Below are 16,662 nucleotides of genomic sequence, written 5' to 3'. Positions count from 1 at the left end.
TGGAGGAGCCATAATGATTCCCAGATATTTAGTCGATGTGCAGTTGAGTGAGCTGCCTGTTATTGAAAAAGATGTCATCGTTATCGGGGCCGGCATTGCCGGTCTTTTTACAGCTATACGGTCAACCGAGCATCATTCCGTTCTTATGATTACCAAAAAATCGCTGCTCGACAGCAACACGCGCTACGCGCAAGGCGGTATCGCTGCTGTTATATCGGACGAGGATTCGCCCGCTTACCACAGGCAGGATACACTCGTTGCAGGGGCTGGCCTGTGCTCGAACGAAGCGGTTGATGTGCTCGTTCATGAAGGACCAAAGGGCGTTCGCAGCCTGATCCAGATGGGCACCCAATTCGATTTGGAAAATGGCGAGTTTGCGCTTACGAAGGAAGGCGCGCATAGCCAGCGGCGTATTTTGCATGCCAACGGTGATGCGACGGGCTTTGAGATCGTTAGAGCGCTATCGGAAACCGCTATTGCTAATCCGAAAATAGAAGTGTGGGACGATCATTTTGTGATCGACCTTATTACTCAGGACGGCGAATGCTGCGGCGTTATTGTGCAGAAGCCAAGCGGTCAACGATTGTTCGTGAAAGGAAAAGCGGTCATCCTGAGCTCCGGCGGAGCCGGTCAGCTCTACCGCTATACAACCAATCCCGAGGTTGCAACGGGAGACGGCATTGCGATGGCTTATCGTGCAGGAGCATACATACAGGATGTGGAGTTTATTCAATTCCATCCGACTTCCCTTTGCTATCCGGGCGCGCCGAGATTTCTCATTTCGGAAGCCGTGCGCGGAGAAGGGGCGTACCTCCGCAACATAAAAGGAGAGCGCTTCATGGAGCGTTACCATGAGCAGCTGGAGCTGGCGCCAAGGGACATTGTGGCAAGAGCGATCGTCAGCGAGATGGAAGAGACGAAATCAACCTTCGTCTATATTGATATTACGCATGAATCGGCGGAAATGGTGAAGCACCGTTTTCCTACTATATATGAATACTGCTTGAGATACGGTCTCGACTTAACGTCCGATTGGATTCCAGTTGCCCCTGCTATGCATTACATGATGGGAGGAGTGAAAACCGACCTAAATGGGGAAACGAACATTAAGCGTTTGTTTGCATGCGGCGAGGTATCATCCACGGGTGTTCATGGCGCTAATCGACTGGCAAGCAATTCGTTGTCTGAAGCGATCGTATTTGGCAGAAGAATCGTGAAGCGAATAAATGAGCTGCCAAGCAGTACGTTGGTTCCTATTATTGAAAATGAAATCGAGCGAAGCGGTACATCGATTCAAGCTGTTGTAGAAAGACGGCTTAAGCTGCAAAAAATTATGGTGCGTTATGCCGGCCTGCGCCGTGATGCAAAGGGGCTTGAGAAGGGTCTTGAGGAATTGAAGCGGCAGCTTTCGATTTATCAATCGGTTCTAACCGAGCGTGAAGAGTATGAGTTTGCTAATTTGCTAACCTGCGCGATGCTGACCACGGAAGCGGCGCTTTCGCGGGAAGAAAGCCGGGGAGCTCACTACCGGGAGGATTTTCCGGTACGCGACGATGCGGCATGGAGAAAGCATACGGTGTTGCACCGTCTATATGGACTGACGGAGGAGCGAATAGAGGATGTATGAATGGACGGCAGGCGGGTATGACGCTGCAGTGCGCGATCAAATTCGCGGCTGGCTCGCAGAGGATTTAGGCAGCGGAGACATAACGACCGAGACAACGATTCCTAGAGAGTCGAAGTCGAAGGCTGTTATTCACGTGAAGGAGAGCGGCATTATTGCAGGGCTTCCTATCGCTAAGCTTGTATTTGAGGTTGTAGATTCGTCGCTTGTATTCGAGCAAAAGGTGCAGGATGGCGAGCATGTAGATAAAGGTACAGTAATCGCTACAGTAGAGGGCAGTACGCACAGCTTGCTTATAGGCGAGCGCCTAGCACTGAACTTAATGCAACGGCTCTCGGGCATAGCTACCAAGACACGCGCTTTCGTTGATGCGCTTGAAGGGCTTCCGGTTCGTCTTGTGGATACCCGCAAAACGACGCCAGGCCACCGGATGCTGGAGAAGTACGCAGTAAGGGTGGGCGGCGGTGCCAATCATCGGTTTGGACTGTACGATGCGGTGATGATTAAGGACAATCACATCAAAGGCGCTGGCGGCATTCACGCGGCAGTCGAGGCAGCACGCCGCAAAATTCCGCATACGATGAAAATTGAAGTGGAGACGGAGTCGCTTGAGCAGGTCGATGAAGCGCTGGCATGCGGTGCAGACATCATTATGCTCGACAATATGGCTCCTGAGCGGATGAAGGAAGCTGTAGCAAGAATCAAAGGAACATCGCCTCATGTCATTATAGAAGCGTCGGGCGGCGTTTCATTAGAGACAATAAATCGTATTGCGGCATGCGGAGTTGACGTTATTTCCGTAGGCGGACTGACTTATTCCTTCCATGCGCTTGATATTAGCTTGGATTTGAATGAGAAGAAGGGTGGGGAAACGCTTTGATCCTCGTCATTGATGTCGGGAATACGAATATCGTGCTCGGCATATACAAAGGAAAAGAACTGCTGCACCATTGGCGGCTTAGCACGAATCGTTCGGCGACCGTAGATGAATACGGCATTACGATTCACAATCTATTTCATTACGCTGGCGTGAAGCTGGAGCAGATGGACGGCGTCATTATTTCTTCAGTGGTGCCGCCGCTCATGCGGACATTAGAGCAGCTATGCTTAAAATATTTGCGCAAAACCCCGCTTGTCGTAGGGCCTGGCGTGAAAACCGGATTAAATATCCGCTATGAAAATCCGCGTGAGGTTGGCGCGGATCGCATCGTGAATTCCGTAGCGGGCATCGTCAAATACGGATCACCCCTCATTGTGGTTGATTTCGGAACGGCGACAACATTCGATTACATCGATGAAGGGGGCAACTACTTAGGCGGAGCGATTGTTCCGGGAATCGGGATTTCTACCGAGGCGCTGTATCAGCGTGCCGCGAAGCTTCCGCGCATTGAGCTAGTGAGGCCGAAGAGCGTCATTGGCCGCAATCCGGTAACGTCGATGCAGGCTGGCATTATTTTCGGATATGCAGGACAAGTAGACGGTATCGTAAAACGTATTCGTACAGAGTTTGGCGTCAATCCGCGCGTTATCGCGACAGGGGGCTTGGCGGAGTTAATCGCTGCCGAATCGGAAACGATAGAAGAGGTCGATCCGCTTCTGACACTTGAAGGCTTAAGAATTATATATGAACGCAATCAGGAGGGATTATGATGGAAAATCAGCTGAAGGACGTGTTGGTGCGAGGTACGGCATGGGGCGGCAAAATTCGAGTGTTCGCAGCTCGCACGACTCAGCTTGTGGAGGAGCTTCGGCAACGGCATGGCACCTTTCCAACTGCTACGGCAGCATTGGGTCGCACCTTGACAGCTGGAGCCATCATGGGCGCTATGCTGAAAGGGCAAGAGAAGCTGACCATTCAAGTGAAAGGCGATGGCCCAATCGGTCAAATCGTCGTGGATGCTAATGCAGACGGCGAGGTGCGGGGGTATGTTGACCATCCGCAAGTTCATTTGCCGAGCAATGCGCATGGCAAGCTGGATGTTGCCGGAGCGGTTGGACGCAGCGGTCATCTTCATATTACAAAGGACTTAGGCATGAAAGAGCCTTATCGCGGAAGCATTCCGATTGTCTCTGGCGAGCTTGGCGAGGATTTCACGTACTACTTCGCGGTTTCGGAGCAGACGCCTTCTGCGGTTGGCCTTGGTGTATTAGTGGATACGGATAACGCGGTGCTGCATGCAGGCGGATTTATCGTGCAGCTGATGCCAGGACTTACGGATGAGGAAATTACGCGGCTGGAGCAAGCGGTTGGCGCGCTGCCTCCTGTAACGGCTTTGCTGGATCAAGGCGAGACGCCTGAGGAGCTGCTTGCCCGGATTGTTGGCGATAACGGAGATCTTCATATACACGATACGATGGACTTGAGATTCCAATGCTTCTGTTCCGCGGAACGCGTAGAGCAAACGCTTCTCAGTTTGGGCGAAAATGAGCTGAAACAAATTATTGAAGAAGACGGAAAAGCGGAAGTCGTTTGCCAATTTTGCAACGAAGCGTATACATTTGAACGGGCGCAGCTAGAGCTGTTGCTAGATCAAGCGAAGCCGAAGCCGATCCAATAATCGGAGGCATTGGGGTAATGAAGAAATACGAGGTGCTGAGGGCCGTTGTCATCCTTCAAGCCGTATGTATGGTGGTGTTAACGGTTGTCGTAATTGCGAAGGTGTGGCCAGGGAATGACCGAATGCCGAATAGTAGTCCGCAGACGAATGTGGGCAGCGATGAAGAGAAGGATGATCCTGTCAAATCTGGTCAATCACCGGGCGCTGATTCGTCCCAACAAACGGACAAGCAGCGAGTGGTCGCCAAGGTCGGTGCGGAAGAGATTACTTTAGCCGATCTGGAGAAGGAGCTTCATAAGCAGTATGGAGATGCTGTACTGCGTACACTAATGGTGCACAAAGCGATTGATTTAGAAGCTGCGGCTTTCGAGCTGTCTATATCGGCTGAAGAGCAAAGCCGTGCGCTTGAGAAAATGGTTGAAGGCTACGACAGCGAGGCTCGCTTCTATGAAGTTATGCAGGAGCAGGTCGGCATGACGAAGGAGCAGGTGCTTGAAGATCTCCGCTACCGTTTGCTGATGGAAAAAATCGTCATTCGAAGCATAAATGTCTCCGATGAAGAGGTCGATCGTTATATTGCCGATCATCCCGAGGAGTTTGATGCGCGGATGCAGCTGCATTTGCAATGGATTTTGACGGAAACGTCGAAGGAAGCGAACTCTGTATTGGGGCTTCTAACGGATGGCGAAGACTTCACTACGCTTGCCCGCACCTACTCGATTGACTCCTTCACGGCCGATTCAGGCGGAGATTTAGGCTTAATTGATGAAGATGACCCTTTCTACAATCGAGAAATGCTGGATACAGCCAGCCGATTGCAGGTGGCTGAAATGGCGGGTCCCATTAAGGTTGACGCCGGCTATGCGATAATTCGGCTCATCGAACGCCAGACAACGACAAAAATGACGGGGCGCAGGCTGCATGATACGGTTCGCAAACAGCTGGCGCTTGAGCGTGCCGACTCGATGACGGATCTTGAAGATGCGCTTCTCGATAAATATGATGCAGTGAAAACGGAATAGCATCGATCTGAACAGCGTTTTCAGTGGAGTGAGAAAGTCACTATTGACAACGGATGCAAGACATTGTTAATATGGAGTTAGTGAAAAAACCAACTGAATTAGTCGGAATAAGGAGGCAGTTATTTCCATGGCCAAAATTGTGCAAAGCGTTCTAGATCTTATCGGTGATACTCCGCTTGTTCGTTTGAACCGTCTCGTACCTGAAGGCAGTGCAGAAATTTATGTAAAGCTTGAATACCAAAATCCAGGTGCAAGCGTAAAAGACCGTATCGCAATCAGCATGATTGAGGTAGCGGAGCAAGAAGGAATTATTAAACCAGGCGACACGATCATTGAGCCTACAAGCGGCAACACAGGAATCGGACTAGCACTTGTAGCAGCAGCCAAAGGCTACAAAGCTATTCTTGTAATGCCTGAAACCATGAGCGTTGAGCGTCGCAACCTGCTTCGCGCTTACGGCGCTGAGCTTGTATTGACACCAGGATCTGAAGGTATGAACGGTGCGGTTCGCAAAGCTGAAGAGCTTGCAGCCGAGAACCCTAACTACTTCCTGCCGCAACAATTCAAAAACCAAGCCAACGTGAAGATCCACCGTGAAACGACTGGTCCAGAAATCGTTGAGGCGATCAACTCCCTTGACGGCAAATTGGATGCATTCGTTGCAGGTATCGGCACTGGCGGTACCATTTCTGGTACGGGTGAAGTGCTTAAGAAAAACTTTGATGGCATCAAAATTTACGCAGTTGAGCCTGCGGCTTCGCCGATTCTTTCTGGCGGCAAACCAGGCGCTCACAAAATCCAAGGTATCGGCGCTAACTTCGTACCTGATATTTTGAATCGTGAAATCTATGACGCTGTTATTACAATTGAGAACGAAGATGCGTTTGAATACGCTCGTCGCGCAGCGAAAGAAGAAGGCATCCTTTGCGGAATTTCTTCTGGTGCAGCTATCTATGCTGCTCTGCAAGTTGCGAAAGAGCTTGGCGCTGGCAAACGTGTAGTTGCTATTGTTCCAAGCAATGGCGAACGTTACCTCTCAACTCCACTATTCAACTTCGAAAACTAATTTTTATTGCCTATACAAAGACAGCCTTTCATTCCTTGGAATGGAAGGCTTTCTTTTTACTTTGCTATTCTGTATACTGAGCAAAATAAGTCAAGTTATCGGGGGTTGAAGGTGATGGTCACCGCAATGGAGCAGTGGTATCGGTGGCACGCCGAACGGAAATATACGACGCTGCCGCTGCTCAAGGAATTGCCCTTTGAGCTCGAGAATAGAGCTGGCGTTTCTTCATGGGAAGAGGTCTGGCAGGATGCCTCGCCTTATGCTTTTATACTAGAGAGCGGCAAGGACGGACGCTATTCGTATTTGGGCTTGCATCCTGACGGCGTGATACGCGGAAAAGGCTTGTCTGCTCATTCTGTTGAGTTCCATTCGCTTGAGGAGCATAGCGAGCGCCAGTGGGAAGGTAAGCCGCTGGAGGTTGTGAGGGAATGGATGAGCGGACAGCTTGGCCCAAGGCTTGAAGGCGCTCCTAAGTGGATCGGCGGCTGCGTCGGTTATTGGGGGTATGATATTATACGCTCCATTGAACGATTGCCTGCTATTGCGCAGGATGATCGGAATATGCCAGATTATTTATTTATGCAAATGAATGAGCTGTGGATCATCGACCATGTGCAATCGAAGGTATATTGCGTAGTTCATACGAAGGTTGATTTGGACGCGAATGAAGATGAGCTTGGCTCTGTTTACGAGCGAGCGCTTGCTAGAGCAGAAGGAATGACCGATTATTGGCTGACCTGGTTCGACGAAGAACGCGCCAAGGCGAAGGCGGCGCTGCTGCGAGAGAAGCGGCAGCAACTGCTCGAGGATGATTCGCTGGAAATAGACATTGAGTCTGTCACTGGCATTACCTCTCCGTTCTCGAAGGAAGCTTATATGGAGGCCGTTCGAAAAATACAAGCCTATATCGAGCAAGGCGACGTCTTTCAAGTAAATCTTTCCGTACGGCAAAGCAAGGAGATTGCGACTTCGGCCGAAGAGCTGTATGAATGGCTGAGACTCGTTAATCCGTCGCCATACATGGGTTTTCTGCGCTGTCCCGAGTTTCAGCTTGTATCGGCATCGCCGGAGCTATTGGTTGAGCTTCGTGATAGCAAGCTTGCCACAAGGCCCATTGCGGGAACTCGGAGGCGGGGACGTACAGAAGAGGAGGATCTTCGACTCGCAGATGAGCTTCTATCGAATGAGAAGGAGCGGGCCGAGCATATTATGCTTGTTGATCTGGAGCGGAATGATCTTGGACGCATCTCAGCCTATGGCACAGTTAAAGTGGAAGAGCTTATGGTTATCGAACAGTATTCGCATGTCATGCATCTTGTCTCCCAAGTAGAGGGACAATTAGCAGGCGGCAAGGATGCTTACGATGTTATCTCGGCTACTTTTCCAGGGGGAACGATTACCGGCGCTCCGAAAATTCGCACCATGGAAATTATCGAAGAGCTTGAGCCGACACGCCGAGGCCCTTATACGGGTTCGCTTGGATGGATTGACTATAATGGCGATATGGAATTTAATATAATTATTAGAACAATTGCACTGCAGGAGGGGATTGCCCATATTCAAACGGGAGCGGGAATCGTGATCGATTCTGGACCAGAGAGAGAATATAAGGAATCGTTGAACAAGGCGAAGGCATTATGGAAGGCCATTCAGTATAGCGAGCGGTTTGCTGCGCATGAACAAGCAGCGGAATCGGAAAGAGGAGGAGCGTTAACATGATACTGGTAATCGATAATTATGATTCTTTCACGTACAATTTGGTTCAATATTTGGGTGAGCTTGGGGAAGAGATTGTAGTTAAACGCAATGACGAGATTGATTTGGCAGGAATTGAAGCGCTGGCTCCTGATCATATTTTGATATCGCCAGGTCCTTGCTCGCCGAATGAAGCAGGCATCAGCCTGTCGCTTATTGACCATTTTAAAGGAAAAATCCCGATTTTCGGCGTTTGTCTAGGCCATCAATCGATCGGACAAGCCTTCGGAGGCGAAGTGGTTCGCGCAGAGAAGCTGATGCACGGCAAAACCTCCGCTATTCATCATAATGGAACGTCGATTTTTGCAGGCATGCCATCGCCATTTACTGCTACGCGCTACCACTCTCTCATCGTGCGCCGCGAAACGCTGCCGGATTGCTTGGAAATTACGGCAGAGACGGATGAAGGCGAGATTATGGGGCTGCGCCACAAGGAATATCCTATTGAAGGGGTGCAATTCCACCCGGAATCGATTATAACGGAGCATGGTTTGACGATGCTTCGTAATTTCTTGCAAAATCGGAGCAGCGCAGTTCGATGAAAATCGGACTGAACGGCTCCGTTATGGAAGCGAGTGAAGCCGTGATCTCAGTATATGATCACGGTTTTTTGTACGGCATGGGCTTGTTTGAGACCTTTCGCACCTATGAGGGGAAGCCTTACTTACTGGATAGGCATATGAATCGATTGCAGTCGGGCTGTAAGCAGCTGGGGATTCAGTATCATGCTGATGCCGAGAAGGTAAGCAACTGGGTGAGAGAGCTGCTGGAGGCGAACGGGCTTCAGGATGGCTACGTTCGAATGACGGTCAGTGCAGGTGAAGCTGAGCTCGGCTTGCCGACAGGTGATTATGAGCAGCCTAATATGTTCATGCTTGTAAAAGCATTGCCGCCAGTTAATGATGCGGTTCATATGCGCGGACGGGAGCTGCGTCTTATGCAGACTAGGCGGAATACGCCTGAAGGCGATGTTCGCTTCAAATCTCTCCATTATATGAACAATATTATTGCAAAGCGGGAACTGCTGGCTGGCGATGCCTCGCCAGGCGCCGAAGGACTTATGCTCAGCCATGAGGGATGGCTGGCAGAGGGAATTGTGAGCAACTTGTTTTTTGCTAAGGATAAAGTCATATATACGCCCGACATTACGGTTGGCATTTTGCCAGGCATAACGCGCGCGCGAGTGCTTGAGCTGGCGCGGAGTGCGGGCTACAAGGCGGAAGAAGGGCTTTACAGCTGGGAGCAGCTTCAGTCGGCTGACGAAATTTGGTTAACCAATTCGATTCAGGAGCTTGTCCCTGTAACCAAAATATCGGACGCAAACGGGTGGAGTGCGGTGATTGGCGACGGTGAAGCGGGAGCTGTGACTAGAGAATTGCTGTCGCTATACCGACAATCAACGCGAGCCGATTAAGGTGATCTGCTTATCCGTCATATACAGCTGCAGCTTAAAGAATACGAATAAGGGTGGCGGACGAACATTGGATCAACAACCACGATTCTACAATAGAGCATATAGTTTTGGCGGCAGTGCCAATCTGGAATTAGGCAGCCGCACCTTAATTATGGGCATTCTCAATGCTACCCCTGATTCATTTTCCGATGGCGGGCGTTATACGAATATAGATGCCGCCGTTGCCCATGCCATTGCGATGGCTCGGGACGGCGCCGACATTCTCGATATCGGCGGTGAGTCGACCCGCCCTGGCTTTGAGCCAGTGGATGTGAAAGAGGAGATTCGGCGCATTGTTCCCGTCATTCGTGCGGTGCGCGAAGCGCTGCCGCATATTCCTCTCTCGATTGATACCTACAAAGCGGAGACGGCTCGCGCGGCGCTGGAGGCTGGCGCTCACATCATCAATGACATTTGGGGCCTTAAAGGCGACCCCAATATGGCCGCCGTTGCGGCGGAGTATGGCTGTCCGGTCATTATCAGCCATAATCGCCACGCCCGGGACTATAACGACCTCGTCCCGGATGTGCTCGCTGACCTGCTAAGCAGCGTCAGCATCGCTCATACTGCCGGCATCGCCGATGAGCAAATATGGCTTGATCCCGGCATCGGCTTCGCCAAAACCCATGAGGACAACCTCGAGCTGCTCGGTCGTCTATCAGAACTGCATGCGCTCGGCTATCCGGTGCTGCTCGGCACCTCGCGCAAGCGATTCATCAAGCAGACGCTGAATCTGCCTGTGGAAGATCTCGTTGAGGGGACGGCTGCGACCGTCGTCCTCGGCATCGCGCATGGCTGTCAAATCATGCGCGTCCATGATGTGCGCGCAATCAAGCGCGCCGCGCTCATGACGGATGCAATCCTGTATCGCAGCTAACCTTGCTGCGGAAGGCTTTTTTAAAAAGACAGCTAAGCTGCATCGACAGGAGAATAGCATATAATGGATAATATGATAGTTAAAGGGATGAAGTTCTACGGCTACCATGGCGTATTTCCCGAAGAAAATAAGCTGGGCCAGCAATATTTCGTCGACATCGAGCTGCGTATGGACTTGGAGCAGGCTGCGAAGACGGATGATTTGAGCCATACGGTTAATTATGCGGAAATTCATGCGTTAGCCAAAACGATCGTGGAAGGCCCGCCTTTTAAGCTGATTGAAGCTTTAACGGGTCACATTGCATCACGAGTACTGGAAGCTTATACTATGGTAAATGAAGTTACGGTTCGAGTAACGAAGCCGCATCCGCCGTTCGACATCCACTTTGATGGAGTAACAGTAGAGCTGCGCAGAAAGCGGGATGCTGATGGACGAACAATTCCCGCGTGAAGGCGCACCAGCGGAAGCTTATATCGCATTAGGCTCCAATATGGGCAATCGCGAGCAATTGCTGCTTTCTGCGATTTGTCTCATTGACGCACACCCGAACATCGCGGTAAATAAAGTATCTGGCATGTATGAGACGGATCCTGTAGGATATACGGAACAACCGCCTTTTCTCAATATGACGTTAGCCGTGCAAACGACGCTTTCCCCGATCATTCTGCTGAGACAGCTGCTTGCTTTCGAGCAGCAATTAGGGAGAGTTCGACAAATACGTTGGGGACCGAGAACCATTGACCTTGATCTTCTCCTATATGATAATGTCAGAATGGATCAAGAAGAGCTGATATTGCCGCATCCGCGCATGATGGAGCGGTCATTTGTATTAGTGCCGCTGAACGATACTATGGATCAATCGCATCCGTTGCAGGCCGAAGTAGGCGCAGCTTCTGAGGCGGCGCTTTTGGATGGAAAGGAAGGCATCACGCTATGGAAAACAATCAATTGGCGCAGCGCGTCAGAGCCTTTCGAAAGCTGAAGGGCTATACTCAGCAGGAGCTGGCCAAGGTGCTTGGCGTATCAGTAGCGGTTCTCGGCTCATTGGAGCGAGGGACGAGAAAGACAGATCCAAAGCTGCTCAGCCATATAGCAAAAACGTTAGGAATCAGCTACGAGGAACTTATGTCTGACGATCGTCAGTAATGATGCAATTAAGGGATTGGAACAATAAATAATTAGAAGAGGAGCAAGGAGCGACATGCTGAAAATCGGAGACATCGAGATGAAGAACAGAGTGGTGCTAGCGCCGATGGCAGGCGTGTGCAACCCGGCTTTTCGATTAATTGCCAAGGAATTCGGAACAGGTCTTGTATGCGCGGAGATGGTAAGCGACAAGGCGATTTTGCACGGAAATAAACGGACGCTGGAGATGCTGTTCGTCGATGAGCGGGAGAAGCCGTTAAGCCTTCAAATTTTTGGCGGTGACCGAGAGTCGCTTGTTGAAGCGGCAAAAGTCGTCGATAAGCAAACGAATGCGGATATTATCGATATAAATATGGGCTGCCCGGTGCCGAAGGTAACGAAGTGTGATGCAGGTGCCCGCTGGCTGCTTGATCCGAACAAGATCTATGAAATGGTCTCGGCGGTAGTGGATGCGGTACAGAAGCCGGTTACGGTGAAAATGCGCATCGGCTGGGATGATCAGCATATTTACGCAGTCGAGAATGCACGAGCTGTTGAGCGCGCTGGCGGCAAAGCCGTTAGCGTACATGGACGTACGCGCGAGCAGTTGTATACAGGCAAGGCTAATTGGGACATTATAAAGGATGTCAAAGAAGCGGTATCTATTCCCGTAATTGGGAATGGCGACGTCTTCTCGCCAGAGGATGCTAAGCGGCTTCTTGATCATACCGGCTGCGACGGCGTTATGATTGGGCGCGGAGCGCTCGGAAACCCTTGGATGCTCTATCGTACGATTCAATACTTGACCAATGGCGAGCTGCTTAGCGACCCTACGCCACGCGAGAAAATGAAAGTGGCCATTTTGCATCTGGACCGGCTGGTAGCACTAAAGAACGAAGCGGTCGCGGTACGCGAGATGCGCAAGCACCTCGCTTGGTATCTGAAGGGCCTTCCAGGCGGTGCGCGCGTGAAGGATGTCATTATGGAAGAAACAGGACGCGACCCGATGGTAGCCATTTTGGAAAACTACGTACGGACGCTTGAAGAGGAAGCTGAGTTCCAGCCAACAAGCGCTTCTGTGAGCGGAGACGCAGCAGCCGCCGAAGAAGTTGTATACTAAAAAACGATCGATCGATTATTCATTTTACTTGTTCGGCAACTTAACCGACACTATTCGACAAAAGCCGCTATCTAGCGGCTTCTGCTTCAACTGCCAGAAATGAAACGGCTTCAATGGGTCGTCTGGCTTTGATTGACATTGAGGGTAATTTTGCAATATAATCGTGCAATATAATCTAACGAATACATGAAGAGTGCCTCAAACATCAGTAGGTATGAGGTTCAGGAAGCGTAATATATTAGGTATCAGTGAATTCATACAAGGTATGAATAATTAGTCACATGACAGGAGAATCGGAAAGATGAACGATAAGCAAATCATTCTGACTCAAGAAGGGCTGCGAAAGCTTGAAGATGAATTAGAGAACCTAAAGTCTGTCAAACGCCGTGAAGTTGCCGAACGGATTAAAGTGGCAATCGGCTATGGCGATATAAGCGAAAACTCGGAGTACGAGGATGCTAAGAATGAGCAGGCATTCATCGAAGGCCGTGTTCTTACCCTTGAGAAAATGCTGCGCAACGCGCGTATTATAAATAATGATGACATTGATATTGATACCGTGAGCATCGGCTCGATCGTAACGGTTGAAGATATGGAATATGGCGACACGATGGATTATTCCATTGTAGGTACAGCGGAAGCTGATCCTTTGCAAAACAAGATCTCGAATGAAAGTCCGGTTGGCAAAGCGATTTTGGGCAAGAAAAAAGGCACAGTCGTTGAAGTAAGCGTACCAGTTGGCATTATCCAGTACAAAATTCTCGATATCAAAAAATAAGGTTTGCCATGTGCGGATCAAAAAGCTTCCTTGTGGGAAGCTTTTTGAACGTTTACAATAGAAGAACCTATTATTTAAGTTTATTGGATGCTTATCTTTTACTGCAGGGTTCTGGAGACAACCGCGTACGCCTGCCGAACGATCAAGGAGATGAAGAAGTGGAACATGAAAACAATGAGCAGGAGCTAAGCGAGCTCTTGCAAATTCGCAGAGACAAGTTGGATGAGCTGAGAGGGCTGGGAGTAGACCCATTCGGCCGTAAATTCGAGCGCACTCATAATGCCAAAGAAATTGTACAAGCATATGAAACGCTGACCAAAGAAGAGCTTGAAGGCCAAGCGGTTAAGGTTAGCATTGCTGGACGTATTATGCAAAAGCGAGGCATGGGCAAAGCGGGCTTCGCGACGATTCAAGATTTGAGCGGCAAGGTTCAAATTTATGTTCGCAAGGATACAGTTGAAGAGCATAAATTCGCTGCTTTCGACTTGCTTGATATCGGTGATATCATCGGCGTGCATGGCGTAGTATTCAAAACGAATACAGGCGAGGTATCGGTTAAAGCGCATGATGTTGAAGTATTGACCAAATCGCTTCTGCCATTGCCCGATAAGTATCATGGCTTGAAGGATGTAGAGCTTCGTTACCGTCAACGCTATGTTGACCTTATCGTGAATCCAGACGTACAACAAACCTTTATTACGCGTTCCAAAATCATTCAATCGATGCGCCGCTACTTGGATTCCCGCGGCTATTTAGAAGTAGAAACACCAACTTTGCATTCTATTGCAGGCGGTGCGGCAGCGCGTCCGTTCGAAACGCATCATAATGCGCTCGACATGCAGCTCTACATGCGTATTGCGATCGAGCTTCATTTGAAGCGGTTGATCGTAGGCGGGTTGGAGAAAGTGTACGAGATTGGCCGCGTTTACCGCAATGAGGGTATTTCGACTCGCCACAATCCGGAATTTACAATGATTGAGCTTTACGAGGCTTATGCCGATTACAAAGATATTATGGCTTTGACGGAAAATGTAATCGCCCATATTGCCCAAGAGGTTCTCGGTACTACGAAAATTACTTATCAAGGTCAAGAGATTGATCTGACACCGCAGTGGCGCCGGGTTTCCATGGTTGAGCTTGTCAAAGAATTGACGGGCGTTGATTTTGGCGTGGAGATGAGCGATGAAGAAGCACATCGTTTGGCGAAGGAGCATAAGGTTGCTGTTGATCCGCATATGACATTCGGTCATATCCTTAACGCATTCTTCGAGCAGTTCGGCGAGCACACGCTTATTCAGCCGACGTTCGTAACCGGACACCCTGTTGCGATCTCTCCGCTAGCCAAGAAGAACGAAGATGACCCGCGTTTCACGGATCGCTTCGAGCTCTTTATCGTAGCGCGCGAGCATGCCAATGCCTTTACCGAGCTGAACGATCCGATCGATCAGCGCGAGCGGTTCGAATCGCAGCTTGTAGAGCGTGAGCATGGCAACGATGAAGCGCATGAGATGGATGAGGATTTCATCCGTGCTCTAGAATACGGCATGCCGCCAACCGGCGGACTAGGAATCGGTATCGACCGGTTGATCATGCTGCTAACGGATGCGCCATCGATCCGTGACGTACTGTTGTTCCCTCATATGAGAGATCAACGCTCGGCAGAGTAACGATTAAAATAGCAGAACCGCTTGGCACTGGCTGCCGCGGTTCTTTTTATTTTCAACAGTCGAGCATTTGCGGCAGCAATCGTGAAATAACTACCAATTTCTTCTTAATAAGATGGCGAAATCTATTGATTTGCTAGAATCATATGGTAAGATGGATCTAATAAAGCGATACACGATAAACGGCAAACCTATCGAAAGGTAGGGACGCAAAGCTAAAGGGCCTTCCTGAAGATGGCAGCCAGCTTCCGAATGGATGGGCTTTTTTTGTTTGTATTGGACATGCGCTCAGCATGCAGCTTCACACGATAACGGCAAACCTATCGAAAGGTAGGGACGCAAAGCTAAAGGGCCTTCCGAAAGATGGCAGCCAGCTACCGAAGGGAGTTACGTTCATGCGTAAAATATTCTTAGCAATCGCAGCTTTTGTACTTTTTGCATCCATTAATGTCACTGTGGCACAAGCAAGCGAAGCGAATGCATCTGCTTGGCTGAATACGAGCAATCTGGATAACGGTGTTGTCTCCATCCAATATGCCGTGAATGCTAAAGTGAAAACGAAGCTGATGATTGCCAAAGGCGAAACAAACTATACATACAATCTCGATAGCGAAAAAACAGCAGAGATCTTCCCCTTGCAGCTTGGCAATGGTGCATATACGATTTCGTTGCTTGAGAACACGACGGGCAATAAGTATAAGCTGATAAGTAAAGAATCAGTAACGCTTAGCTTGAAGGAAAGCAATGATGTCTACTTGAATTCGATTCAAAATATTGAATGGACAAGCTCGAGCAGTGCGGTTGTCAAAGCCAAGGAATTGACTAAAAACAAAAAGACAGATGCTGAGAAAGTAAAAGCGGTCTATGATTACATCATTACTAACATCAATTACGATAATCAATTAGCGGCTAATTTATCGGTCGACTACCTTCCTAATATCGATCGCACTTTCAAATCGAAGAAAGACATTTGTTACGGTTACGCATCTCTGTTTGCCGGAATGCTTCGCAGCTTGGATATTCCAACTAAGCTCGTTATGGGACAATCCACTTATGTAGATGTATATCACGCTTGGAATGAAGTTTATTTAAATGGCAAATGGGTATTAATCGATACCACCGTCGATGCAGGATTGAATAAGGGAAATAAGAAATTTGAGCTAATTAAAGATGCAGCCCAATATAAAGCAGCCAAACAATACTAATACCCGATTAAATAACGAGCTTGCGCTAAGACGCAGAGCTCGTTTTTTTTTTATGTCTTGATCTAGCTCGTATATCTGTTTAAGCTCCACTACTATTTAGAAGAAATATGGAGTAAATAGTGGGGTGAAAAAAAGATGCACTATTATTTAAAAAAATGCTTGCATTCATATAGGCGAACGTGATATATTATCTAGGTCGCCAACGAGACACACGGCCGACATGAAAGAAAAGATTGCTCTTTGAAAACTGAACAACGAGTGAAACTGCCTCGCAAATCCTTCGGGATTTAGCGAAAAAGCGATAAAAAGTAATGAGCATTTCAAACACATGAAGCTTTTCTCTTCGACATCGCGTCGAAGCGAAAACTTCCATTTGGAGAGTTTGATCCTGGCTCAGGACGAACGCTGGCGGCGT

Annotated in this window: 17 protein-coding genes and 2 riboswitches; all 17 genes read left to right on the top strand. The window is 49.2% G+C overall.

Annotation, left to right across the window (positions count from 1 at the left end):
• Window positions 1–13 precede the first annotated feature (13 nt).
• The 17 genes from nadB to AC2TDN_RS20340 all read left to right on the top strand — a co-directional run bounded on the left by nadB (window position 14) and on the right by AC2TDN_RS20340 (window position 16,247).
• Window positions 14–1,627, top strand: a complete 1,614-nt coding sequence (gene nadB / locus AC2TDN_RS20420; RefSeq protein ID WP_482069013.1) for an L-aspartate oxidase — start codon at window positions 14–16, stop codon at window positions 1,625–1,627.
• Window positions 1,620–2,504 carry a carboxylating nicotinate-nucleotide diphosphorylase gene (nadC, locus tag AC2TDN_RS20415; RefSeq protein WP_484690023.1) on the top strand — a complete coding sequence of 295 codons (885 nt, stop codon included), beginning with the start codon at window positions 1,620–1,622 and terminating at the stop codon, window positions 2,502–2,504. The genes nadB and nadC overlap by 8 nt, the downstream gene beginning before the upstream one ends.
• Window positions 2,501–3,274, top strand: a complete 774-nt coding sequence (locus AC2TDN_RS20410; protein WP_482069015.1) for a type III pantothenate kinase — start codon at window positions 2,501–2,503, stop codon at window positions 3,272–3,274. The genes nadC and AC2TDN_RS20410 overlap by 4 nt, the downstream gene beginning before the upstream one ends.
• Window positions 3,274–4,182 (top strand): Hsp33 family molecular chaperone HslO, encoded by a 909-nt coding sequence (gene hslO / locus AC2TDN_RS20405; RefSeq protein ID WP_482069030.1) that lies wholly within the window; start codon window positions 3,274–3,276, stop codon window positions 4,180–4,182. Before AC2TDN_RS20410 ends, hslO begins: the two co-directional genes overlap by 1 nt.
• 17 nt (window positions 4,183–4,199) lie before the next feature.
• Complete coding sequence (locus AC2TDN_RS20400; RefSeq protein WP_482069016.1) at window positions 4,200–5,204, top strand: peptidylprolyl isomerase; 1,005 nt, start codon at window positions 4,200–4,202, stop codon at window positions 5,202–5,204.
• A 127-nt stretch (window positions 5,205–5,331) separates the two neighbouring features.
• A complete protein-coding gene (gene cysK, locus AC2TDN_RS20395) occupies window positions 5,332–6,270 on the top strand; it encodes a cysteine synthase A (protein WP_482069017.1) in 939 nt (312 codons plus the stop codon).
• Between the two features lie 114 nt (window positions 6,271–6,384).
• Window positions 6,385–7,989, top strand: a complete 1,605-nt coding sequence (locus AC2TDN_RS20390; RefSeq protein ID WP_484690022.1) for an anthranilate synthase component I family protein — start codon at window positions 6,385–6,387, stop codon at window positions 7,987–7,989.
• Window positions 7,986–8,567: an aminodeoxychorismate/anthranilate synthase component II gene (pabA, locus tag AC2TDN_RS20385; protein ID WP_484690021.1), complete on the top strand. Its 582-nt coding sequence runs from the start codon at window positions 7,986–7,988 to the stop codon at window positions 8,565–8,567. The genes AC2TDN_RS20390 and pabA overlap by 4 nt, the downstream gene beginning before the upstream one ends.
• Complete coding sequence (gene pabC, locus AC2TDN_RS20380) at window positions 8,564–9,439, top strand: aminodeoxychorismate lyase (RefSeq protein WP_484690020.1); 876 nt, start codon at window positions 8,564–8,566, stop codon at window positions 9,437–9,439. Before pabA ends, pabC begins: the two co-directional genes overlap by 4 nt.
• Window positions 9,440–9,506: 67 nt before the next feature.
• The gene (gene folP / locus AC2TDN_RS20375; protein ID WP_484690019.1) at window positions 9,507–10,355 is read left to right on the top strand and encodes a dihydropteroate synthase; all 849 of its coding nucleotides are present in this window, start codon (window positions 9,507–9,509) and stop codon (window positions 10,353–10,355) included.
• Between the two features lie 63 nt (window positions 10,356–10,418).
• A complete protein-coding gene (gene folB / locus AC2TDN_RS20370; RefSeq protein ID WP_484690018.1) occupies window positions 10,419–10,805 on the top strand; it encodes a dihydroneopterin aldolase in 387 nt (128 codons plus the stop codon).
• Window positions 10,783–11,337 carry a 2-amino-4-hydroxy-6-hydroxymethyldihydropteridine diphosphokinase gene (gene folK / locus AC2TDN_RS20365; protein ID WP_484690017.1) on the top strand — a complete coding sequence of 185 codons (555 nt, stop codon included), beginning with the start codon at window positions 10,783–10,785 and terminating at the stop codon, window positions 11,335–11,337. Before folB ends, folK begins: the two co-directional genes overlap by 23 nt.
• Window positions 11,289–11,501, top strand: coding sequence for a helix-turn-helix domain-containing protein (locus AC2TDN_RS20360; RefSeq protein ID WP_053373332.1), 213 nt, complete (start codon window positions 11,289–11,291; stop codon window positions 11,499–11,501). The genes folK and AC2TDN_RS20360 overlap by 49 nt, the downstream gene beginning before the upstream one ends.
• 55 nt (window positions 11,502–11,556) lie before the next feature.
• Window positions 11,557–12,600, top strand: a complete 1,044-nt coding sequence (dusB, locus tag AC2TDN_RS20355) for a tRNA dihydrouridine synthase DusB (RefSeq protein ID WP_482069023.1) — start codon at window positions 11,557–11,559, stop codon at window positions 12,598–12,600.
• Between the two features lie 301 nt (window positions 12,601–12,901).
• A complete protein-coding gene (gene greA, locus AC2TDN_RS20350) occupies window positions 12,902–13,378 on the top strand; it encodes a transcription elongation factor GreA (RefSeq protein WP_076271320.1) in 477 nt (158 codons plus the stop codon).
• A gap of 158 nt (window positions 13,379–13,536) precedes the next feature.
• Window positions 13,537–15,045, top strand: a complete 1,509-nt coding sequence (gene lysS, locus AC2TDN_RS20345) for a lysine--tRNA ligase (protein ID WP_484690016.1) — start codon at window positions 13,537–13,539, stop codon at window positions 15,043–15,045.
• Between the two features lie 171 nt (window positions 15,046–15,216).
• A riboswitch (cyclic di-GMP riboswitch) is annotated at window positions 15,217–15,295 on the top strand.
• 50 nt (window positions 15,296–15,345) lie between these two features.
• Window positions 15,346–15,424: riboswitch (cyclic di-GMP riboswitch) on the top strand.
• Window positions 15,425–15,437: 13 nt separating this feature from the next.
• Window positions 15,438–16,247 carry a transglutaminase domain-containing protein gene (locus tag AC2TDN_RS20340; protein WP_484690015.1) on the top strand — a complete coding sequence of 270 codons (810 nt, stop codon included), beginning with the start codon at window positions 15,438–15,440 and terminating at the stop codon, window positions 16,245–16,247.
• The last annotated feature ends 415 nt before the right edge of the window (window positions 16,248–16,662 follow it).

The sequence above is a fragment of the Paenibacillus sp. Y660 genome (assembly GCF_057221575.1).
The sequence above is the reverse complement of the archived record's forward strand: the minus strand, read 5'-3'. Positions and strand labels throughout refer to the sequence as shown.